The sequence below is a fragment of the Mycobacterium sp. MAA66 genome, assembly GCF_041261665.1.
Classification (GTDB): domain Bacteria; phylum Actinomycetota; class Actinomycetes; order Mycobacteriales; family Mycobacteriaceae; genus Mycobacterium.
The window spans coordinates 43,873-67,583 of record NZ_JBGCCC010000010.1 but is presented as its reverse complement, the minus strand read 5'-3'; the positions used below and the strand labels follow the sequence as shown (position 1 = coordinate 67,583).

The 23,711-nt window shown below is 66.9% G+C and carries 13 protein-coding genes; 12 read left to right on the top strand and 1 reads right to left on the bottom strand.

Annotated features, from left to right (window positions below):
• The first annotated feature begins 98 nt into the window (after window positions 1–98).
• The 11 genes from ABIA30_RS22555 to ABIA30_RS22505 all read left to right on the top strand — a co-directional run bounded on the left by ABIA30_RS22555 (window position 99) and on the right by ABIA30_RS22505 (window position 22,217).
• Entirely contained in the window at window positions 99–3,587 is a 3,489-nt protein-coding gene (locus ABIA30_RS22555; RefSeq protein ID WP_370069539.1) for an amino acid adenylation domain-containing protein, read from the top strand.
• Window positions 3,584–4,318 (top strand): thioesterase II family protein, encoded by a 735-nt coding sequence (locus ABIA30_RS22550; RefSeq protein WP_370069537.1) that lies wholly within the window; start codon window positions 3,584–3,586, stop codon window positions 4,316–4,318. Before ABIA30_RS22555 ends, ABIA30_RS22550 begins: the two co-directional genes overlap by 4 nt.
• Window positions 4,308–5,612: a polyketide synthase gene (locus tag ABIA30_RS22545; RefSeq protein ID WP_370069535.1), complete on the top strand. Its 1,305-nt coding sequence runs from the start codon at window positions 4,308–4,310 to the stop codon at window positions 5,610–5,612. Before ABIA30_RS22550 ends, ABIA30_RS22545 begins: the two co-directional genes overlap by 11 nt.
• Window positions 5,612–8,506 (top strand): mycobactin polyketide synthase MbtD, encoded by a 2,895-nt coding sequence (mbtD, locus tag ABIA30_RS22540; RefSeq protein ID WP_370069533.1) that lies wholly within the window; start codon window positions 5,612–5,614, stop codon window positions 8,504–8,506. The genes ABIA30_RS22545 and mbtD overlap by 1 nt, the downstream gene beginning before the upstream one ends.
• Before the next feature lies 1 nt (window position 8,507).
• Entirely contained in the window at window positions 8,508–13,517 is a 5,010-nt protein-coding gene (locus ABIA30_RS22535; protein WP_370069531.1) for an amino acid adenylation domain-containing protein, read from the top strand.
• Window positions 13,514–17,866: an amino acid adenylation domain-containing protein gene (locus ABIA30_RS22530; protein WP_370069529.1), complete on the top strand. Its 4,353-nt coding sequence runs from the start codon at window positions 13,514–13,516 to the stop codon at window positions 17,864–17,866. Before ABIA30_RS22535 ends, ABIA30_RS22530 begins: the two co-directional genes overlap by 4 nt.
• Complete coding sequence (gene mbtG / locus ABIA30_RS22525) at window positions 17,863–19,146, top strand: NADPH-dependent L-lysine N(6)-monooxygenase MbtG (RefSeq protein WP_370069527.1); 1,284 nt, start codon at window positions 17,863–17,865, stop codon at window positions 19,144–19,146. Before ABIA30_RS22530 ends, mbtG begins: the two co-directional genes overlap by 4 nt.
• Window positions 19,124–19,336 carry an MbtH family protein gene (locus tag ABIA30_RS22520; protein WP_370069525.1) on the top strand — a complete coding sequence of 71 codons (213 nt, stop codon included), beginning with the start codon at window positions 19,124–19,126 and terminating at the stop codon, window positions 19,334–19,336. Before mbtG ends, ABIA30_RS22520 begins: the two co-directional genes overlap by 23 nt.
• Before the next feature lie 58 nt (window positions 19,337–19,394).
• On the top strand, window positions 19,395–19,715 hold the full coding sequence (locus ABIA30_RS22515) for a DUF2563 family protein (protein ID WP_370069523.1): 321 nt from the start codon (window positions 19,395–19,397) through the stop codon (window positions 19,713–19,715).
• A 19-nt stretch (window positions 19,716–19,734) separates the two neighbouring features.
• Entirely contained in the window at window positions 19,735–21,651 is a 1,917-nt protein-coding gene (locus ABIA30_RS22510) for an alpha/beta hydrolase (protein ID WP_370069521.1), read from the top strand.
• A 92-nt stretch (window positions 21,652–21,743) separates the two neighbouring features.
• Complete coding sequence (locus ABIA30_RS22505) at window positions 21,744–22,217, top strand: LppA family lipoprotein (RefSeq protein ID WP_370069519.1); 474 nt, start codon at window positions 21,744–21,746, stop codon at window positions 22,215–22,217.
• A 2-nt stretch (window positions 22,218–22,219) separates the two neighbouring features.
• Here ABIA30_RS22505 and ABIA30_RS22500 read toward each other — a convergent pair whose 3' ends face one another.
• Window positions 22,220–22,558: a type II toxin-antitoxin system VapB family antitoxin gene (locus ABIA30_RS22500; RefSeq protein WP_370069517.1), complete on the bottom strand. Its 339-nt coding sequence runs from the start codon at window positions 22,556–22,558 to the stop codon at window positions 22,220–22,222.
• Window positions 22,559–22,647: 89 nt separating this feature from the next.
• Between ABIA30_RS22500 and hrcA the strand changes: the two genes are divergently transcribed.
• The gene (gene hrcA, locus ABIA30_RS22495) at window positions 22,648–23,679 is read left to right on the top strand and encodes a heat-inducible transcriptional repressor HrcA (RefSeq protein WP_370069515.1); all 1,032 of its coding nucleotides are present in this window, start codon (window positions 22,648–22,650) and stop codon (window positions 23,677–23,679) included.
• The last annotated feature ends 32 nt before the right edge of the window (window positions 23,680–23,711 follow it).

Below are 23,711 nucleotides of genomic sequence, written 5' to 3'. Positions count from 1 at the left end.
GGGGTAGGCATGGCATTAGGTCGAATATAGGGTAGCCTAATCAAAATTAGGGCAGGCTGTGTAAACCGAATCCGGAGGGTGTTGTGGGCGTCGTCGCAATGAATTCGCAGACCATCCGTGAGGAGGTCGCCGAACTTCTGGGCACCCGCGCCGATGAGATCGACCCGGAGCGCGATCTGATCAGTCAGGGTCTCGATTCGATCCGGATGATGTCGCTGGCAGGCCGGTGGCGAAAACAGGGCATCGATGTCGACTTCGCCGGCCTGGCCGCCGATGCCTCGGTGCGCGCCTGGGTCGAATTGCTGGCCGCCTCGGGTGGGTTGCAGGTTGCCGAAACCGTTGCACCGAAATCTGACTCAAACCATGACGAACCGTTCGCGCTGGCGCCGATGCAACACGCGATGTGGGTGGGGCGTGAGGATGATCAGCAACTCGGTGGGGTAGCCGGCCATCTTTACGTGGAGTTCGATGGCCACGGCGTCGATCCGCAGCGGTTGACCGCCGCCGCCACCGTGCTGTCGGCGCGGCATCCGATGCTGCGTGTGCAATTCCTGCCCGACGGCACCCAACGCATCGGCAGCCATACCGAGGACTTTCCAGTAGCCATCGTCGACCTGCGTGACCTGCCCGCCGATCGGATTGCCGAACGGCTGGCTCACACTCAGCGCAGCAAGGCGCATCAACAACTCGACGGTCAGGTCTTCGAGCTGACGTTGTCGCTGCTTCCGGACGGAGCCACCCGGCTGCACGTCGATCTGGACATGCAGGCCGGCGACGCGATGAGCTATCGCACCTTGATGGCCGATCTGGCCGCTCTCTACGGCGGTGCAGACCTGCCGGAGCTCGGCTACACGTATCGCGAATATCGGCTCACCGCAACACAATCGGTGCGACAAACCGACGCCGACCGGCACTGGTGGACGCAGCGAATCGCCGACCTGCCCGACCCGCCGCGGTTGCCGCTGGTGCCGCCGGCACAGCAGGCCGACCCGCGGCACACCACCCGGCGCTCGCACTGGCTGCCGCCGGAAGTCCGGGACGCGCTGTACGCAGCGGCCCGCCGACGCAGCATCACCCCGGCGATGGCACTGGCCGCCTCGTTCTCCGACGCCCTGGCCTGCTGGTCGGCTGGGCCGCGCTTTCTGCTCAACCTCCCGCTGTTCGGCCGCGACCAGCGCCACCCCGACGTGGACCGCCTGGTCGGCGACTTCACCTCCTCGCTGCTGTTGGATATCGACCTGGAGCGCGCCGCGAATGCGACGCAGCGATGTGGCGCGCTGCAGCAAGCATTCCGTGCGGCGGCAGCGCATGCGAACTATTCGGGCCTGGAGGTGCTGCGGGACCTGAGCCGGCACCGCGGCACCCAGGTGCTCGCTCCAGTGGTGTTCACCAGCGCGCTGGGGCTGGGCGAACTGTTCGCCGCCGAGGTCACCGACACCTTCGGAACGCCGGTGTGGATCAATTCCCAAGGGCCGCAGGTGTTGTTGGACGCACAGGTCACCGAATTCAATGGCGGAGTGTTGGTCAACTGGGACGTGCGTGAGGACGCCTTCCCCGACGGTGTCATCGACGCCATGTTCGCCCGGCACATCGCCGAGTTGCAACGGCTGGCCATCGACGACGCAGCCTGGGACGCGCCGACACCCGAGCCGCTGGGGCCCGCGCAACGGGCCGTGCGTGACGGCGTCAACGCCCGGACCGCCGCGCCCAGCGGGGCCGCGCTGCACAGTGGCTTCTTCGCCTCGGCGCAGGCCCGTCCGCAGGCCACCGCGATGATCAGCGACGCCCACCGATGGAGTTATGTCGAGCTGGCCGAGCAGGTTTCGGCCGTCGCCGGTGCGTTGAAGAATGCCGGCGTGCAGCCGGGCGACACCGTCGCGGTGTTGGGGCCCAAAGGCGCCGAGCAGATCATCGCGCTGCTGGCCATCCTGGCTGCCGGTGGTGTGTACCTGCCGATCGGCGTCGACCAGCCGGCCGACCGGGTCGAGAAGATCCTGGCCACCGCCAATGTGCGGATGGCGCTGTATTGCGGTGACACCGCGCCGACTTCGACGCCCGCACTCACCGTCGCCGACGCACTGCAGAGTGGTCGAGCCGGCGCTTCGTCATTCGTGCCGGTCGATACCGACCCGCACCAGCTGGCCTATGTGCTGTTCACCTCGGGGTCAACCGGAGAGCCCAAGGGTGTCGAGGTCACCCATGACGCGGCGATGAATACCGCTGAATTCCTCTACGGTCACTTCAACATTGGGCCGGGCGATCGGTGTTTGGCACTGGCCACCTTGGAATGCGACCTGTCGGTGCTCGACATGTTCGCCACCTTGGCCACCGGCGGCACCATCGTGGTGATCGATGAGGAACACCGGCGAAACCCCGATCACTGGGCCACGCTGATCCAACAACACGGCGTGACGGTGCTCAACTTCCTGCCCGGCTGGCTGGAAATGCTGGTCGAGGTCGGGGACAACCGCCTCGACTCGGTCCGCGTAGTGCTCACCGGTGGCGATTGGGTCCGCACCGCCATGGTGCGCCGCCTGCAGGAGCTGGCACCCGGGATCCGCGTCGCGGGGCTGGGCGGTGCCACCGAAACAGCCATCCACGCAACCATTTACGAGGCGCCTACTCCCGCGCCGGAGTGCGCGGCGCTGCCCTACGGAGTCCCGTTCGCGAACAACGTGTGCCGGGTGGTCAATGCCGCTGGGCAGGACTGCCCGGACTGGGTGCCCGGCGAACTATGGTTCAGCGGACGCGGTATCGCTTCGGGTTACCGTGGCAAGGCCGAGCTGACCGCAGCGCGTTTCGTGAAGTACGCCGGCCGGACCTGGTACCGCTCGGGTGATCTGGCCCGCTACCGGCCCGACGGCTCACTGGAGTTCGTCGGCCGGGCCGACCACCGGGTCAAGATCAGCGGATACCGCATCGAGCTCGGCGACGTCGAGGCCGCGTTGCAGCGCATCCCCGGGGTGCGAGCCGCGGTCGCCGGCGTGGTCGAAGGATCGCGTCACGGCGACGTGTTGGCCGCCCTGGTCGGCCTCGAAGAGCCGGGACTGACCGAGCCGCAGATCCGCGAGGCGATGGCGGATCTTGTCCCGCCACACATGATTCCGCGCCATCTGGGCATCGTGGCCGCGATCCCGTTCACCGTGGGCGGCAAGACCGATCGGCGCGCGGCCGCGACCCAATTGGCGGCGCTGGCCGGGACCGCCGGTGCCGACCGCCGGGCTCCGGACACCGCATTGGAGCAGGCGTTGGTGGCGATCTTCACCGAGCTGCTCGGCACCGAGGTCTGCACCGATCGATCCCGACGGGTCGCCGGCATCGGCACCGAAGACGACTTTTTCGAGCTCGGCGGCGATTCGGTGCTGGCGACCACCGCGGTATCCCGCATCCGGCAATGGCTCGACACCCCGACCGTCGGCGTCCCCGACATCTTCGCCAGTCGCACGGTGCGCGCCCTGGGCCGTCGCCTCATTGCCCGGGAAAACGGCAGCGAGCGACTCGAACTCGTCGCGCAGCTGTACCTGGAGATCAACGACATGGACAACGACGACGTGCTCGCCGCACTGGAATCGACATCGGTGTCATGACCACACCACAGCTGACATTTGCACCCTGGGTGAAGCAGTATCCGGGTACCACGGACGCCGGTGCGGCCGTGGTGTTCCCGCACGCCGGCGGCGCGGCGGCGACCTACCGGCCGCTGGCAACTGCACTGTCCGGCACCGGCATGGACACCTACGTCGTGCAGTACCCGAGCCGGGCCGACCGGCTGGCACACCCGGCGCACACCACCGTCGAAGCGCTCGCAGGCGATCTGTTCGCGGCCGGCGACTGGCACGACGCCGGCCCGCTGCGGTTGTTCGGGCACTGCATGGGTGCGGTCGTGGCATTCGAATTCGCCCGGCTCGCAGAACAACACGGGGTGCAGGTACAGAGCCTGTGGGCATCGGCCGGGCAGGCGCCGTGCGATGTGGTCGCCGCACCGCCGCTGCCGACGACGCCGCGCGAAATGCTCGCCGAGATGGTCGATCTCGGGGGCACCGATCCGCGGCTGCTGGGCGATCCGGACTTCGTCGATTTGCTGTTGGTGGCCGTCGGTGCCGACTACCGGGCGCTGAATCTGTACGCCGGCGGCGGCCGGATCGCGGCGGATATTCACGCCGTGGGCGGGCGGTCGGACCATCGTATCGACCAGGACATGTTGTGCCGCTGGGAAACTCACACTGAGGGTGCGTTCACCCTGTCGATGTTCGACGGTGGCCATTTCTACGTCAACGACCATCTGGATGCCGTTGCCGAGTTGGTCAATGAGACCTGAGGACCCGATCGTCGTCGTCGGGATGGCTGTCGAGACGCCCGGCGGTGTCGATACCGCCGACGGCTACTGGGAGCTGCTCGCGTCGGGCCGGGAAGCACTCGGCCCATTCCCGACCGACCGTGGCTGGGCGGTACCGGAACTGTTGGCCGGATCGCGACGTGAGGGCTTCAAACGCATCCACAACCGCGGCGGATTCCTTTCCGGGGCCACGCTGTTCGACCCGGGCTTCTTCGGCATCTCTCCGCGTGAAGCGGTCGCGATGGATCCTCAACAGCGCGTGGCACTGCGGGTGAGCTGGCGGGCACTGGAGAACGCCGGCATCAACCCCGATGACCTGGCCGGTCGCGACATCGGTTGCTACATCGGCGCATCGGGCACCGGCTATGGACCGGACCTTGCCGAATATTCCGACCTCAGTGGGCATCTGATCACCGGCACCTCGCTGGGCGTGATCTCGGGTCGCATCGCCTACCTACTCGGCCTGGACGGTCCGGCATTGACCGTCGACACCTCCTGCTCTTCGGCGCTGACGGCTTTCCACACCGCAGTGGGTGCGTTGCTCGCGGACGACTGTTCGATGGCGCTGGCCGGCGGTGTGTGCGTGATGGGTTCGCCGGGTTACTTCGTGGAGTTCTCCAAGCAGCATGCGCTGTCCGATGACGGTCATTGCCGCCCATACAGCGCGCGGGCCAGCGGCACCGTCTGGGCCGAAGGCGCCGGAATGTTCGTGCTGGAACGCCGGTCGGTGGCGGTGCGCAGTGGGCACCAAATTCTCGCCGAGGTGCGGGCCAGCTGCCTGAACCAGGACGGGCACAGCACCGGACTGACCGCGCCCAGCGGGCAGGCGCAGGCCCGGTTGTTCGGCCGTGCGATTGACGTCGCGGGCGTACGGCCCGAAGACGTCGGCATGATCGAAGGACACGGCACCGGAACCACACTCGGTGACCGCACCGAGCTCAACTCGCTGGCCCAGACCTACGGAGCGTGTCGGCCCGGTACCGGCGCAGTGCTCGGGTCGGTCAAGTCCAACGTCGGGCACAGTCAAGCCGCGGCCGGTGCCCTCGGGCTGGCCAAGGTGCTGGTGTCCGCAGAGCGGGCGGCCATCCCGGCCACCCTGCACATCGAGGCCGCCAGCGGTGAAATCGACTGGGCAACACAGGGACTGACCCTGGCGCGGGACCTGCTGCCGTGGCCCGCGGTCAACGGTGAGCGACTGGCCGCCGTGTCGGCGTTCGGGATGAGCGGTACCAACGCCCATCTGGTAGTGGCCATGCCCGAAAGGCGGGTGGCCTGATGCGTCTGCCGGACGGGCGGGTGCCCGTACTGCTCAGCGCCCACGCCGAGGACCTGTTGCCGCTCGAAGCCGCAGCTGTGGCCGATTACGTTGAGCGATCTGGCGTTTCCGACGTGAAGGCGGTGGCCACCACCCTGGCACGGCTGCGCCGTAGGCGCCGGCACCGCGCGGTGGTGCGCGCCGCCGACGCGACCGAACTGTGCGCCGGTCTGCGAGCGCTGGCCGCGGGCCAGGACCACCCGCTGGTCGCCACGTCGTCGCTGCCCAAAGCGCCGGCGGTGGCATTCGTCTTCCCAGGCAACGGAAATCAGTGGCCGGCCATGGGTGTCGAGGCCTACCGCGCACTGCCGGTGTACCGGACTGAGGCTGACCACTGCGCGGCGGCGTTCGTCGCCGCGGGCATCGAGTCGCCCCTGGTCTTCCTGACCGACGCCGATGATCGGCCATGGGCGCAGTTGCACAGTCAGAGCGCACAATTCACACACGCTGTTGCCCTCGCGGCGGTGTGGCGATCGCACGGCATCGAGCCGGACTACCTGCTCGGCCACAGCCTCGGCGAGATCGCCGCCGCATACCTGGCGGGCGCCATCGCCCTGCCGGAGGCGGTCGCGGTGGTGATCGCCCGGGCCCGCGCGTTGGACAGCTTGCCGGGCCGATACCGCGCCGCGAGCCTCGGGATGACGCCCGATGAGGCACAGCAACTGATGTCGTCGCTGCCCGGCTGGATGGAACTGTCGGTGGTGAACTCCCCGGAGTCGGTCGTGGTGTCCGGCGAGCTGGAAGCGATCGGTCAGCTGGTCGCCCAGGTACAGGGCAGTGGCCGATTCGCCCGCGTCATCGCGATGAACTTCCCGGCCCACACCAGTGCGCTGGAGCCGTTGCGCAGTCAGCTGTTGGCGGGGATACCGGACGGCCGGTTCCGCAAGGCCCGGGTGCCGTTCGTCGGTTCGGTCACCGCCGACGTGGTCGAACCGGACACGGACTTCGGTGACTACTGGTTCCGAAACCTGCGGGACACAGTGCGTTTCGACCGCGCCGCGCAAACGGTGCGAGCCATGGGAGCCGCCGCGTTCGTCGAGATGTCCGCGCACCCGGCGCTGCTGCATGCGCTCGCTGACACCGACGCGCCGTTGATCGTGGGTACCGGCCATCGCGATGAGTCGTTGCCCGACGTGATGTCGCGCAACCTGGCGGCCGCTGCGGTAGCCGACCCGAGCTATCCCTGGACCGAGTACCACCAGCCGAACATGCCGGTGCTGCGCGGGTTCCCGAACGCACCGATGAGCGCTCTGGCGCTGTGGGCGAGGCCCGAACCGCTGCCCGCGGTTCCGGCGTTGACCACCGCCGCCGAGGTATGGGAGCCGCTGCCGGAATTCATTGTGCCACTGGTGATCCGGCGTGTCGCAGTGCTGGATCTGCCCGGACCCGGCAGTGCACTGGCCACGACACTCCGAGGCGCGGTCCAAGGCAATCTCAGCACTGTGCTGGTCGACCCCGCCGACGCCGACACCTTGATCGTCGTCGCACCGGCACTCGATCACCCCGACATCGATTCGGCAGTAAGCGATCTGGCCGGGCTGATCGATACCGGGTTGTGCGATTACTCCGCAGCCATCGGTGCCGATTGTCGGCACGTGTGGTTGGTGACGGTGGGCGGTGAACACGTCAGGCCCGACGAACCGGTGGCGCTGCCCGCACAAGCCGCGTTGGGTGCGATGCACCGCAGCATCGGATTCGAACACCCCGAACAGTCCTTCTGTCACCTTGATCTGCCGGCCTGGGATATCGACGGCGCCGCCGCAGTCGCCGCTGTTGACGTGATACTCAGCTCTGAAGATGAAGTGGCGCTGCGTGATTCGGCATTCTTCGCGCGAACGCTGCCTGATTCCGTCGAACCCGAGCCGCGGGATCTGAGGACCGGACCACTTGACACGGTGGTGATCACCGGAGGCAACGGCGTCGTCGGGCAGCACTTCGCCCGGATCTTGGTCCGGGCCGGCGTACGCCGGATCGTGCTGCTCAGCCGCCGAGGCGTGGACCCCGAGGTGCTGGCCACACTCGGTGATCAAGTCGAGTCGGTGCGGTGCGATATCACCTCGGCCGACCAGCTCGCCGCTGCCGCAGCGCACCACGCCGGACCCGGAGCCAGCCTGGTGATCCACGCCGCCGGGGCCGCGTCCTTCGGGACCTCCTGCAGCGCCGAGGGATTCATCGACACCGCCGCGGCGAAGCTGGTGGGCCTGGCCCGGCTCGAGGAGCACTGGCCACTGCGTGCCGATGCGCGAATCCTGGTGTGCTCCTCGGTGTCCGGGCTGTGGGGTGGACACGGGCATGTGGCCTACGCCGCCGTGAACCGCATGGCTGACGTGATGGCCGGCCAACTGCGTGCGAGCGGCCGGGACTGTGTCTCCGTGCGATGGGGGTTGTGGCCGGGTGACGGTATCGCCGGCGCCGCAGAGGTGGCCCAGATCCAGCGGGCCGGACTGGTTCCCATGGATGTCGACTTGGCCGTGGAGGCCGCATTGCGCGACCATGTCGGCGATCCCGCGATCTTCGCGGCGGACCCGGAGCGCCTGCGGGTTTTTCTCGGCAACGACACCGAAGACGTTGTTGAACAGGATGTTCAGACCCCGCACCCGGAAGACGGACCAGAGGCAGTCGTGCGCGTCGAGTTGGCCGCGGCGCTGAAACTGGGCGATCCGGGCCGCATCGATCTGACGGCGTCGCTGGTCGACCTCGGGGTGGACTCGCTGTTGGCGCTGGACCTGCGAAAGAGATTGCGACGCCGTACCGGTCGATCGGTGCTGCTGTCCAGACTGCTCGGCGGCATCACCGGAACCGAACTGGTGGTGCTGCTCGCGGCGGACGTCGAAGAAGAGAAGGTGGAAACGTAGCGTGACCCAGACCGACAGCGATACCCGGTTGGAGCTGTTGCGACGCAAGCTCGCCGAGCGCGGCCTGCAATCACAGCAGCCGATCGAGACCCCAACGGTGCTCTCCGACGGACAGCGCCGGATGTGGTTCGTGCAGCACACCGACCCGTCGGGCGCCGTGCTCAATGTCTGTGTGTCCTTCGAGATCACCGGGGACTTGGACGTCGCGCGGCTGCGCGACGCGGCTGCGGCGGTGGCGCAGCGCCACCCGGTGCTGCGCACCACCTACCGGGTCGACGCCGACGGTGAACCTGGCCTGACCGTGCACGACGACCTGGCCCCGGGCTGGGCCAGCCACGATCTGTCCGATCTGTCCGAGCAATCCAGGGCCCTGCGCCTCGAAGTGTTGGCCCAGCGAGAGTTCGGAGCGCCGTTCGATCTCGGTGCCGATTCGCCGCTGCGGATCACCGTCATCCGCATCGGTCCGGGCCGGCACATCATGCTGCTGGTGGCGCACCACATCGCGTGGGACGACGCATCGTGGCGGGTCTTCTTCACCGACCTCACGCGGGCCTACGCCGGTGAGCAGCTGGCCGAGCTGGTGCCGGGCGTCACCGAATCGGACGCGACCGCGGAGGATCTCGACTACTGGCGTACCGAGCTGGCCGATCCACCGGAACCACTGGAACTGCCGGGACCCAACGGATCCGCGGTGCCCACGAGCCTGCGTGCACAGCGCGCCACCGTGGCGCTGTCCGAGGAGACGATGGCCCGGGTGGGCGCACTGGCCCGCGAGACCGGGGCCACCCCGTACATCGTGCTGCTGACTGCATTTGGCGCACTGCTGCATCGCTACACCCACGCCGATGACCTGCTGATCGCCACACCCGTGCTCAACCGTCAGGGTGGCACCGAAGATGCCCTCGGCTACTACGGCAACACCGTGGCGCTGCGGCTGCGGCCCCAGGCCCGGCAGAGCTTTCGGGACTCGCTGAACCAGGCCAAGGCCACCACCCAGGGCGCCTTCGCCCACCAGCAGATCAACCTCGACCGGGTGGTGCGCGAGTTGAACCCGGACCGGCGCACCGGTGCCGAACGACTGACCCGGGTCAGCTTCGGCGCCCGCGAGGCCGACCGGGCCGGGTTCTGCCCGCCCGGAATCTCCTGCCGCCGAGCCGAATTCCGGGGCCACCTGACTCAGCTTCCGCTGGGCTTCATGATCGAATTCGGCGAGCACGGCGCGACGGTCGAAGCCGAGTACTTGGTCGAGATCCTCGACGGCGGACTGGCTCGACAACTGTTGCGCCACTACGCGGTGCTGTTGGAGGATGCGCTGGCAGCTCCGGACCGGGCGCTGTCCGAGCTGAAGCTCATGGACCCACGCGACGATGAATGGCTGCGCCTGGTATCGGCCGGCGAGCGGTTCGGCACCCCACCGAGCACCCTCACCGCGTTGGTTGAAGCACAGGCCGAGCGCACGCCGGACGCCGTTGCGGTGGCCTACGAGGGCCGGCACTACACCTACGGTGAACTCAACGCCGAGGCAAACCGTCTGGCACACTGGCTGATCGGGCAGGGTGTCGGGACCGAAGACCGGGTCGCGGTGCTGTTGGACAAGTCGCCCGAGCTGGTGATCACCGCACTCGCCGTCATCAAGGCCGGCGCCGTCTACCTGCCCGTCGACCCGAGCTATCCCGAGGACCGGCTGAGCTTCATTCTCGGCGACTGCGACCCGAAACTCGTTATCGGGGAACCGGTTACCGGCCTGGACGGGCCGACGGACAATCCCACCGATGCCGAACGCGTGCGTCCGTTGACGCCGGAGAACACGGCGTATCTGATCTACACCTCGGGATCCACCGGACAACCCAAGGGCGTGCCGGTACCGCACCGGCCGGTCGCCGAATATTTCGTGTGGTTCGTCGATGAGTACCAGATCGATGCCGACGAACGGCTGCTGCAGGTTGCCTCGCCGAGCTTCGACGTGTCCATTGCCGAGGTGTTCGGCATGCTGGCCTGCGGTGCGCGACTGGTGATTCCGCGTCCCGGTGGCCTGAACGACATCGGCTACCTGACCGAGCTACTGCAGACCGAGGGCATCACCTCGATGCACTTCGTGCCGTCGCTGCTGAGCCTGTTCCTGTCACTGCCCGGAGTCAACCGATGGCGCAGCCTCAAACGGGTACCGATCGGTGGCGAGGCACTGCCCGGTGAGGTGGCCGACAAATTCCACGCCACCTTCGACGCGCTGCTGCACAACTTCTACGGGCCGACCGAGACGGTCATCAACGCCAGCCGGTATCAGGTAGAGGGCAAGCAGGGCACCCGCATCGTGCCCATCGGTACGCCCAAGATCAACACCGACATCCATCTGCTCGACGATGCGTTGGCGCCGGTGCCGGTTGGTGTCATCGGTGAGATCTACATCGGCGGAACTCATGTCGCCCATGGGTATCACCGCCGGCCCGGCCTGACCGCCGAACGGTTCGTGGCCGACCCGTACAACCCCGGCGGCCGGCTGTACCGGTCCGGCGATCTGGCCCGCCGAAACGCCTCCGGCAACATCGAATTCGTCGGCCGCGCCGACGAACAGGTCAAGGTCCGCGGCTTCCGCATCGAACTCGGCGAAATCGCCGCAGCCATCTCGGTGGACCCGAGCGTCGGCCAGGCCGTCGTGGTGGTCAGCGATCTGCCCGGCCTGGGCAAGAGCCTGGTCGGCTACCTGACTCCGACCACGCCGGCCGATGTCGTGGACGTCGACCGGATCCGGGCCCGGGTGGCGGCCGCGCTGCCCGAATACATGGTGCCGGCCGGGTACGTGGTGCTCGACGAGATCCCGATCACCGCGCACGGCAAGATCGACCGCCGGGCACTGCCGGATCCGGAGATCAACTCCCAGGCCGTATTCCGCGAACCCAGCACCGACACCGAACGCCAGGTCGCCGCGCTGTTCGCCGAGTTGTTGGAGGTACCGCAGGTCGGCGCCGACGACTCGTTCTTCGAACTGGGCGGCCACTCACTGCTCGCGACCAAGCTGGTCGCCGCGATCCGGGCACGTTGCAAGGTCGACATCGGGGTACGCGAAGTCTTCGAGCTGGGCACCGTCGCCGAACTGGCGGCCCGCATCGATACCGGCGAGGTATACGACCGACCACCCCTGGTGGCGACCGAGCACACCGGGCCGAGCCAGATGTCGGCATCGCAATTGCGGCAATGGTTCCAGTACCGCATCGACGGGCCGGGACCGGTCAACAACATCCCGTTCGCCGCCCGTGTCACCGGGCCGTGCGACGTGGAGGCGTTCGTCGCCGCGCTGGGTGATCTGGTCGGACGGCACGAGGTGCTGCGCACCACCTATCGCGAAATCGACGGGGTGCCATACCAGATCGTGGGCGACCAGGCGCCGTTGCCGGTACGGCGGGCCAGCGGCGGCGATGAGCAGTGGTTGCAGGCCGAGTTGGACGCCGAGCGCCGTCACGTGTTCGACCTGGAAGCGCACTGGCCGATCCGGGCCGCGGTGCTGTCCATCCCGGGCCAGCATGTGCTGTCGATCGTGGTGCACCACATCGCCGCCGACCACTGGTCGGCCGGGGTGCTGTTCACCGATCTGGTGACCGCGTACCGGGCCCGGAAGGCCCAGCGGGAAGCCAACTTTGCCGCGCTTCCGGTGCAATACGCCGACTACGCGGTGTGGCAGGCCGACCTGTTGGCAGACGAGGCCGGAACCATGGCTGCCCAGCGCGCCTACTGGCGTACTCAGCTGGCCGCCATGCCCGCCGACCCGGGTCTGCAACCGGATTTCGAGCGCCCACCGGTGCTGTCCGGCGAGGGTGCTTCCGTGCAATTCGCCATCGGCGCCGATACCCGCGCCAAACTCAGCGATTTGACCCGCGAACTCGGCATCACCGACTTCATGTTGCTGCAGTCCGCGGTGGCGGTGGCCTTGCACAAATCGGGGGAGGGTCTGGACATCCCGCTGGGCACGCCGGTGGCGGGCCGCACCGAGGCCGAACTCGATTCGCTGGTGGGCTTTTTCATCAACATCCTGGTGGTGCGCAACGACCTGTCCGGCAATCCCACCCTGCGCGAGGTACTGCGGCGCACCAGGGACACCGCGTTGGCCGCCTACGCGCACCAGGACCTGCCGTTCGACCAGGTCGTCGACGCGGTCAGCCCGGTACGGTCACTGTCGCGCAATCCGCTGTTCGGCGTGGTGGTCCATGTCCGGGAGGACCTGCCAACCGACCATGTCATCGACTCCGGTCCCGATGGCGACACGCTCTTCTCGGCCTTGGAGCCGACGTTCGATGTCGCCCATGCCGACCTGTCGCTGAATTTCTTTGCCACGGCGGATGATTACCGCGGCCACCTGATCTACCGCACCGACCTGTACGGGCGTGGCACCGCGCAGCGGCTGGCAGATCGGTTGCTCCGAGTCATCGAAGCGATCGCCGGCAATGCCGATCAGACGATGCAGGAACTGCAGACCGATGAGCCGGTGCTTGGGTCCAATGGTGTTGAGGTACTTGATGAATGGCAGCGACCGGTCGGTCTCGGGGTGGTGGGCGAAGTCCACCGCGACGGGGTACCGCAGGGCCGCGGCCGGTGGACCGCCTCCGGTGAGCTCGAGCTGATCACGGCACCGACACCGCGGCGCGCCGCTCGTGATCGGACATCGGACGCCGTCGAACCGGCCCGTACCGACACCGAGCGGGCGTTGGTGTCGCTGCTCTCGACGGTCCTCGGAGTCGACGAGATCAGCCGTGACGACGACTATTTCAGCCTTGGCGGGGACAGCATCATGGCGGTGCAGATGGCGGCGCGGGCCCGGGACAACGGGATGCGGCTGACCGCACGGATGATCTTCGAACATCCGACCGTGTGCGAACTCGCAGCAGTACTGGACAGCACGGACGCCGCGGACCCGGACGGTGGGGACACCGCGCATGCGCCGATGAGCGCGTCCGGACTGTCCGCCGAGGAACTGGCCGAACTCACCGCATCCTGGACGGCCATGCAGGAGACGTCGTGACGGCGCTACACCAGGCGCCGACCATCGAGGATGTGTTGGCACTCAGCCCATTGCAGCAGGGGCTGTACTCGATGGCGGCGATGACCGGTGACACCGAGCAGGACCCCTATCTGATCGCCATGTCCGCCGACATCGACGGCGAGCTGGACGCGGAGTTGTTGCAGGCCTGCGGCGCAGCGTTGCTGGTGCGTCACCCCAATCTGCGGGCCAGCTTCGTCCAAGCCGGTGCCCGCACCGTGCAGGTGATTCCGAGCAGCGTGACGCTGCCGTGGCGCCGCGTCCGGGTCGATGATGCCGACGCCGCCCGCGCATTGGAAGAGGCGGAACGACGTCGGCCATTCGACCTGGGGCAGGGACCGGTGATCCGGTTCCTGTTGATCGAATTGCCCGGCAAACATTGGCGATTCACGGTGGTCGCGCACCACATCGTGATCGACGGCTGGTCGTTGCCGCTGTTCGTCGGTGAGCTGCTGGCGCTGTACACCGCAGGCGGCGACATTTCGGTGTTGGCGTCGGAACCGCGGCCGTACCGCGACTACATCGGCTGGCTTGCGGGCCGTGACCCGGATTCCAGCCGGGCGTTGTGGCGGACGCACCTGGCCGGTGTGGATGCTCCGACGCTGGTGGCCCCGGCCCTGGGCGCCGGGGAAATCTCCGCAGGCCTGCCGAAACGCGTCACCGTGATGGCCGGCTGCGAGGAAACCGAGCGCTTGGTCGAAGCGGCCCGCGTCCGCGGCGTCACCCTGAACACCCTGGTGCAGATGGCCTGGGCGGCAATGCTGTCCACCATCACAGATCGCCGTGAGGTGGTCTTCGGGGTGACCGTGTCGGGCCGGCCGGGTGAGCTGACCGGGGTCGAAACGATGGTCGGCCTGTTCATCAACACCGTGCCACTGCGGGTTCGACTCGATCCGGGGGAGCAGGTCGGCACGCAATGCCTTGCGCTGCAACGGGAAGCTGCCGCACTACGAGATCACAGCTATCTGTCGCACGCCGAATTGCGTTCCATCGGCGGGGTCGGCGAGATGTTCGACAGCCTGCTGGTCTACGAGAACTTCCCGCCCGGGGGACTGGTGGGCACGGGTGAATTCCGGGTCGGTGGCGCCACCTTCCGGCCTACCGGGCTGGAAAGCCTGGCGCATTTCCCGATCACCGTTGCCGCTCACCTGACAGACGGTGCGCTGACGATTTTGGTCGAGACAAAAGACGGCGCACTCGGCCTGCTGACTCCGGAATCGATCGGCGAGCAGCTCCTGGTCGTCACGCGGCAACTGGTGGACAACTGGGACCGGCCTCTGCGCGAGGTCCGGATGCAGACCGATGATCGGGCCGCCGAGACCACACCTCCGGCACCGGAACACAGTGTGCACCAACGGTTCACCAACATCGCGGCGGCGCACCCGGACGCGGTCGCCTTGACCTTCGACGGCGGCGAACTGAGCTACCGAGAACTCGACGCGGGATCTGACCGGATCGCCGCCGCGCTGCAACAGCGCGGCGTCGGCGCCGAGACTCCGGTGCCCGTGCTGCTCACCCGCGGGCCGCAGTATGTCGTCGCAATGCTCGCGGTGCTCAAGGCCGGTGGCATGATCGTGCCGCTTGATCCGTCGATGCCCGCTGAACGCATCGACGAGATCGTGCACCAGACCGGCGCCTCGGTCATCGTCGACGACGCGCTGATGCTCGAGGCCACGGTCGCCGAATTCACGCCGGTACCAACCCATTGCGGGCAGGGCGCCTACGTGGTGTTCACCTCGGGTACCACGGGTAAGCCCAAGGGAGTGATCGGTACCCACGCCGCGGTCGTGGCGTACGCCGCCGATCACGCCGCGAAGATTCTCCGTCCCGCGGCAGCACGGACCGGCCGGCCACTGCGCGTTGCACACGCCTGGTCGTTCACCTTCGACGCCGCGTGGCAGCCGCTGGCCGCGCTACTGGATGGGCACAGCGTGCACATCGTCGGCGACGAGGTGCAGCGCGACGCCGAGGCGTTGGTCGCCACCATCGGCCGTTACGGCATCGATCTCATCGACACCACGCCGTCGATGTTCACCCAGTTGCAGGCGGCCGGATTGCTGGTGACCGTGCCACTGACGGTGCTGGCCCTCGGCGGAGAGGCCGTCGACCCGAAGACCTGGACCTACATCCGCAGCGAGTGCGACCGCACCGGTGCGGTCGCCCACAACTGTTACGGCCCAACCGAAACCACCGTCGAGGCGGTGGTCGCCGCCTTCACCGACCACGACACCCCGTCGATCGGTCATCCCACCGAATCCACCCGCGCCTATGTCTTGGATGCCTGGCTGCGGCCGGTGCCCGACGGCGTGACCGGCGAGCTGTACCTGGCCGGTGGCCAGTTGACCCGCGGCTATCTGGGCCGTCCGGGAGAAACCGCCGGTCGTTATGTCGCCGACCCGTTTGTGGCCGGGGATCGCATGTATCGCACCGGAGATGTGGTTCGCCGCAACCCGACCACCGGTGGCCTGCAGTTTCAGGGCCGCTCCGATGATCAGGTCAAGATCCGCGGCTTCCGCGTCGAACCCGGTGAAGTGGCGGCGGTGCTGCACGACCATCCAGGCGTACGGCAGGCGTACGTGACGGTACGTCGACATGCCAGCGGACCGCGGTTGGTCGCGTATGTCGCCGGTACCGCGTCGGTAGCCGAACTGCGCCGGATCCTGACCAGACGACTGCCCAGATATCTGGTGCCGCATCACATCATCGCCGTCGAGGCGATCCCGTTGACCACCAACGGCAAGGTGGACGATGCTGCGCTGGCCGCGATCGAGATCACCGGCGCGCAGAGCTCCGCACCTGATACCCCGACCGAGCAGGCACTGGTCGACCTGTTCGCCGATGTATTGCACATCGACACCAAAGCCGTTGATGTGACAGCCGATTTCCTCGATCTGGGGCTGGACAGCATTGTGGCGCTTTCGGTGGTGCAGGCGGCCCGACGCCGTGGCCTGGCAATGCGGGCACGACTGATGTTGGAATGCGCGACAATTCGTGAACTCGGGTACGCGCTGGACACCGACGTCGCCGCGGCGGCGCCCGAACCCGGCAGTTCCGGGCCCATACCGGTGCTACCGAATGTCCACTGGCTGTATCAGCACGGCGATCCTCGGCGGCTGGCCCAGACCCAGGCGCTGCGACTGCCGGATGCGATCACCGCCGAACAACTCGACATGTTGCTGCGCACCGTCATCAGCGGGCACGAGCTGCTGCGCACCAGGCTGGACCGCGACACCATGACGCTCGTCGAACATCCTGTAGTGGACGTGCTTACCGAGGTGACAGTGACCGGCGACGTGCGTGCGGCCGTCGCCGAGCACACCGCACTGGCGTTGCAGCGCTTGGATCCGCAGCACGGCAGCCTGCTGAGGGCAGCTCTGCTGCATACCGCCGAGGGGAAAGTTCTGCTGCTCAGCGTGCACGTGCTGGCCCTGGACCCAGCTTCGTGGCGCATCCTGATCGGCGAGCTGGAAAGCGGTTGGCACGCCCTGACTTCCGGAAACACCCCGGCGAGAATCAGCGAACAGACCGACTACCGCAGGTGGTCGCAGCTGCTGGCCGATCGGGCTGCGCAGCTCGACACCGTCGGTTTCTGGGAGGACCAGCTCTCCGGCGAAGATCCGCCGCTGGGCGCCCGCAGGTTGGCGCCGGATGCCGACCGCGTCGGCGATGTGATGGTGAAGATGTCCATCACCGATGCCGACGTCACCGCCCGGCTGCTGGCTGCCGACCTCCCCGTCACCGACCTACTGGCGGCGGCGGCAGCCCGCACCATCACCCGATGGCGCAGGCAACGCGGCCAGCAGACGCCGCCGCCACTGCTGGCACTGGAAACGCACGGTCGTGCCGATACGGTGGTCTCGGCTGGGCTGCAACACGATACCGACACCGGCGATACCGTCGGGCTGTTCAGCGCGATCTACCCGGTGCGCATCGACGCCGAGTCGCCGCACAAGGTCAGCGCACAGATCGCCGGGATACCCGGCGACGGCATCGACTTCGGGCTGTTGCGTTATCTGCGCACCGACACCGGCGAACGATTGGCGGCGCACGCCGAGCCGCAAGTGCTGCTGAACTACTTGGGCCGGATGCACCTCAGTGCCGGTGCCGATGCGCTCAAGCTCGACGGTGCGCTACTCGAGAAGGTGTCACCGACGCCCGAACCGAATACCGCCGTCCGTCATGAACTGACCCTCATGGCGGCCGTCATCGACCACGGCGGCGAGGCGGTGCTGGGCGTCCAATGGCGCACGCTGCCAGACATTTTCAGCGCCGAGGACATAGCCGAGCTGCAACGACTGTGGCAGCAGCAGATCCGAGAGGTGGTGCGATGAGCGGGACCCTGGCCGTCATCGGAGCCGGAGCCAAGGCCGTGGCGGTTGCGGCGAAGGCCACGGAGCTGCGGTCCATGGGGGTCGACGCGCCTGAGGTGATCGCGGTCGAACGCCTTGGTGTGGGGGCAAATTGGCAGCCCGAGGGCGGCTGGACCGACGGGCGGCACCGGTTGGGTACCGGCCCGGAGAAAGACGTCGGATTCCCGTACCGGTCAGGTGTGGTGCCCCGGCGCAACGCTGAACTCGATGAGCGGATGATGCGGCACAGTTGGCAGTCGTATCTGATCGCCACCGGCCAGTTCGCCGAATGGATCGACCGCGGCCGGCCCGCGCCGACGCATCGCCGCTGGGCCCAGTATCTGGGCTGGGTCGCCGAAAGCGTTGCCATGCCCGTGATCACCGGCGAAGTGACCCGGGTGTCGGTCGACCGTTCGCAGTGGGTGCTGCACACCCGCGAGCGGACGGTGCGTGCCGACGGCGTGATGATCACCGGTCCCGGACAGGCGGAAAAGTCCATACTTCCGGGGCATCCGCGGGTGCTGTCCATCGCCCAGTTCTGGCACCGTGTCGCACAGGATGAACGCATCAGCGCCGAGCGGGTCGCCGTGATCGGTGGCGGCGAGACCGCCGCGACCATGCTCAATGAGCTTTTTGCGCATCGGGTTTCGACGATCACGGTGATCTGCCCGCAAGTCACCCTGTTCACCCGTGGTGAGGGGTTCTTCGAGAACACCCTGTTCTCCGATCCCACCGGCTGGGCCGGACTGACGCTGGCCGAACGCCGCGACGCCATGGCCCGCACCGACCGTGGGGTGTTCTCGGCTCGGGTGCAGGAGGCTTTGTTGGCCGATGACCGTATCCGGCACTTGCGTGGGCGGGTGGCGCACGCGGTGCCCCGCGACGACCGGATCCGGCTGACATTGCAGACCGACCGAGGCTCGGAATGCCTTGAGACCGTGCACGGATTCGATCTGGTGATCGACGGCTCCGGTGCCGACGCGATGTGGTTCGCACCGCTGTTGGCGCAGGACGCCCTGGATCTGTTGGAGCTGACCATCGGCGCCCCGCTCAGCGCCGAATCGTTGCAACAGTCGATCGGCTACGACCTTGCCGTCGCCGGCTTGACCCCAAAGTTGTTCCTGCCCAGCCTGTCTTGGCTCACCCAGGGGCCGGGCTTTCCCAATCTCAGCTGTCTGGGCCTGCTCAGTGACCGGGTACTGGGGGCTGACCTGTTCGTACCGACTGTGAGGAGTAGCGATGAGCGCCAATCCGTTCGATGACGACAATGGCACTTTCTACGTGTTGATCAACGCCGAGGAGCAGCACAGCCTCTGGCCTTCGTTTGCCGCAGTGCCCGAGGGTTGGACCGTGGTGTTCGGTGAGAGCACGCGCGCTGACTGTCTGGCGTACGTCGAGGAGAACTGGACCGATATCCGCCCGAAGACGCTGCGGGATGCGCTGACCGGGTAGTCGCCAGGCCGCCGAGAAGGTGTACATCACTGGCCACGGTGGTGGGTAGCATGTCTCTATGGCTGGTCAGAGCTTGTTTGTCTCGCCTGAAGGTTTGGCTGCCGGTGCCGGCCGCTGTGATGATGCGGCGACGTCGGCGGCCTCGGGTGCAGAGGTGTTGCAGGGGGTGTCGATCGAATCCCGGATCTTCGGGGATTTCGATGCGGCGCATGGTTTTCACGCGGTAGCGGCGCAGGTGCATGAGCACCATGTGCAGAAGTTCACCGGTCACCGGGACGAGTTGTCGAGGCTGTCGGGCAAGGGGCAGGACGCCGCCAAGGCGTTCACCGACGCCGACGACACGTCGGGGGAGTCGATCGATCGACAGATGCCCGGCTGATCGGGCGTAGGGGCAGCTGGTGGGGGAGTTCAAGCACTTCACTCGTGCTGAATTGGCCGGTGAAGCGGGGGTCGATCCGTGGCAGATAGATCAGTCGCTGCAGGTGGGTGATCCGGGCAAGATCGATGCGATCGCCGATGGGATTCACCGCGCGGGCACCGTCGCCGGCGAGGTCGATAGTGATTTTGGCCATGCGCGCAAGCAGTTTCGTGATGCGTGGGTGTCGGATGGATCGCGCAGTCCGATTGATGAGTCCGGTGAGGTGCAGCGGATCACGGCGTCGGTGGGAGCCCATCGTGACCAGTTGCGGGCGATTGCCACCAAGTATGAGCAGATTGCGGCGGCGTTGGCGAAGGCTCAGCGTGATGCCGATTCCGAGATCGCGGCTTTGGAGAAGCAGTTGCATGCGGTCGATGAGCAGATGGATGCCGCGGATCGTCTCATGGCCACCGACCCGACGATGGCACGGAATGTGCTGAAGGTGGCCAAAGGTCTGGCTGTCGAGTTCGTCCAGAATGCCGGCGGTGAGATCCAGGGGTACCGCACGACATATACCGGCGTATTGGCTGAGGCTTCGAAGACATTGAAGGACGACGGCGCACCGCCGTCGCCGGATGTGCCCGCCGAGACCAGGCCCGAGGTACTCAAGGCACTCGACGGCCAGCTGCCGTCAGATCCCGAAGAGTTCGCTCAGTTGTGGGCTGAGCTCACCCCGGCCGAGCGAGATCTGTTGTACAGCAAGAACAATGCGATCGGTAACAGCAACGGGATGCCCGCGGTCGACCGCGATCATTACAACCGGCAAACCCTCGCCACCGAGTTGTCCGCGGCCCAGGCTGCACAGGCCCGCCTCGACGCGCTGCGGGCACAACACCCGGACTGGGCCAACGGCGCGGTACCGATGACGCGCTTCCCGGGGATGGACAAGCAGTATCAAGCGTGGAAGAAACAGTGGGACGACGCCCAGAACGGCGCCAAGTACCTGCCTGATCTGAAGGCGGTCAGCGATACGGTCGGGGTGAGCCCGGATCGGAAGTTGATGGTGCTCGACACCCACACCGGCAAGCAGGCCCGGGCCGCGGTCGCGGTCGGTGATCCGGACACGGCCACACATGTATCGGTCAGTGCGCCAGGTCTGAATTCCAACGTGCATGGTGGTCTCAAAGACATGGTGGGGGAGGCAACCAGTCTTCGGGATGTCGCTCTTCGGCAGTTGCAGAGCACTCCCGGCCATGAGCACGACAGTGTGTCTGCGATTGCCTGGATGGGGTACGACCCGCCTCAGGTCCCCGGGTGGGATCAACTCGGCGCGTCCGCCGCCGGTCTGTGGGGGGTGAGCCACGACGACATCGCCAAGGCCGGTGCCCATGACCTCGCTGGGTTCTATGACGGTATCCAGGCTGCTCATCACGGTGGGCCGGCGGATCTGACCGCTATCGGGCATTCCTATGGCTCGTTGACCACCGGATTGGCGTTGCAGGAACCTGGCGATCACGGGGTATCACGGGCGTTGTTCTACGGTTCGCCGGGTATCGAAGCCACGACACCGCAGCAGCTTCATCTGCAGCCCGGCCACGTGTTCACCATGGAGACCCCCGACGACCCGATCCAGCAGGTCTATGACGCTCCTCCGATAGCTCATGCGCTGGCGCCGTTCTTACCGTTCGGCCTGAACAACGTCGCGGAAGGAGCGTTGGCCGTCGGGGATCTCACCGGGGCCGGGCACTTCGGTCCGAACCCGGCGACAAATCCCAACTTCACGCACCTCGCCACCGGTGCGGCCACGGTGCCGGACGGGCGGGGCGGTTTTCTCGACCTGGCGGAGGCGCATGGTCACAGCGACTACCCGCGTACGACCGACGGAGGTGGGCTACGGACGACCAACTACAACATCGCCGCCGTCGTCGCCGGTCTCAAACCGGTCGAGCAGAATTGAGAACACAGATGACGAGTCACCCGAACCGACGGTGCAGCGCGCTGGTGTCGGCCGCCGCAACCGTTCTTGTACTAGTCGCGTCAGGATGCCACGTGAACAATCCACATGAACCCACGCCGCCGTCGGTTGCCGCCAAGTCTGCCGACGAGCTCAAATCACTACCGTCGTTGGAGGACACCAAGATTGCTGTACAGGCCGCGATGGATCAGATCACGGCGGCGGTCAGTCAACTGATACCTGACGCGAGGTGGGAAACACTGAGCGACGGTTCGGGCAACACCTGTGACCATCCGTACGAGCAGTCCGAAGGCAGGTCCTATTTTCTGCCGCATGTCGGCGCGGTTCGCGTGCCGATATCCGAGGACCAGTGGGCGAGTATCCAAGGTATTGCAAAGTCCGCGGCTGCCAAGCTCGACGCCACAGACTTCCAGGCGATGAAAGACCAACCGGGCAATCACGACGTCGGCTTTTATGGTCCTGCCGGATTGGCGGTCAACGTCGCGTATTCCGGAAATCTTGTGGTCACCGGGTTCACCGGCTGCCGGCTGCCTGCCGACCAGAAATAGCGCTAGCGACCGAACCCCGGGGACGCCGACGTCTGCTGCTCCAACGGCAATCCCATGTCGTACACCCGGGCATGCAGCACCACCCGGTTGCGCAGTGCGGCCCGCACCGCCCGGTGCAGACCGTCTTCCAGGTAGATGTCGCCGTTCCATTTCACCGCGTGCGGAAACAGATCGCCATAGAACGTCGAGTCCTCGGACAGCAGCCGATCCAGGGCGAGCACGGCCGTCGTCGTCACCAACTCGTCGAGCCGCAGCTGCCGCGGCGGGATCTGCGCCCATTGCCGGTGGGTCAGCCCGTGTTCCGGATACGGTTTACCCTCGCGTACGCCCTTGAAGATCATGCGTCAACCCGCCCCCGTCGACGAACCCATGTGTTGAGGTTAGCGCCACCGGCCAGCCCGTAAACTGGCGGCAACTACGGAGGTGAGCCATGGGTAGTGCCGACGACCGTCGTTTTGCGGTGCTGCGCGCCATTGTCGCCGACTTCGTGTCCACCAAAGAGCCGATCGGCTCCAAGGCCCTCGTCGAGCGCCACAACCTCGGTGTTTCCAGCGCCACCGTGCGTAATGACATGGCGGTGCTGGAAGCCGAGGGCTACATCACCCAGCCGCACACCAGCTCAGGGCGGGTGCCGACGGAGAAGGGCTACCGCGAATTCGTCGACCGGCTCGACGATGTCAAGCCGCTGTCCTCTGGCGAACGACGCGCCATCCTGCAGTTCCTGGAGGATGGTGTCGACCTCGACGACGTGCTGCGCCGCGCCGTGCGATTGCTGGCCCAGCTGACTCGGCAGGTCGCGATCGTCCAGTACCCGACGCTGTCCACCTCGTCAGTGCGGCACCTGGAGGTTGTCGCGTTGACCCCGGCCCGGCTGCTGCTGGTGGTCATCACCGACTCGGGCCGGGTTGATCAGCGGATGGTCGAGCTCGGGGATGCGATCGGCGAACACGAACTGGCCCAGCTGCGCCAGCAACTCGGCGGTGCGCTGGAGGGTAAGCCGCTGTCGGCGGCCTCGATCGCGGTGGCCGACCTGGCGTCGCAGTTCGATGGCCGCGGGGGATTGGGTGATGCGGTCGGACGGGCCGCGACAGTGTTGGTCGAGACCCTGGTCGAACACCACGAGGAACGCCTGGTGCTCGGCGGTACCGCCAACCTGACCCGCAACACCGCCGATTTCGGCGGGTCGCTGCGTTCGGTGCTCGAAGCCCTCGAAGAGCAGGTGGTGGTGCTGCGATTGCTGGCAGCTCAGCAGGAGGCAGGTAAAGTCACCGTACGCATCGGCCAGGAAACGGAGGCCGAGCAGATGGCGGGGACATCGGTGGTGACCACCACCTATGGCAGCTTGGGCAAGATTTACGGCGGCATGGGTGTGGTGGGTCCGACCCGGATGGACTATCCGGGAACCATCGCCAACGTTGCGGCAGTGGCGATGTACATCGGTGAAGTCTTGGGCACGCGGTAGCTCCGCGGTTTCAACAGGTTAGACAAGGATTT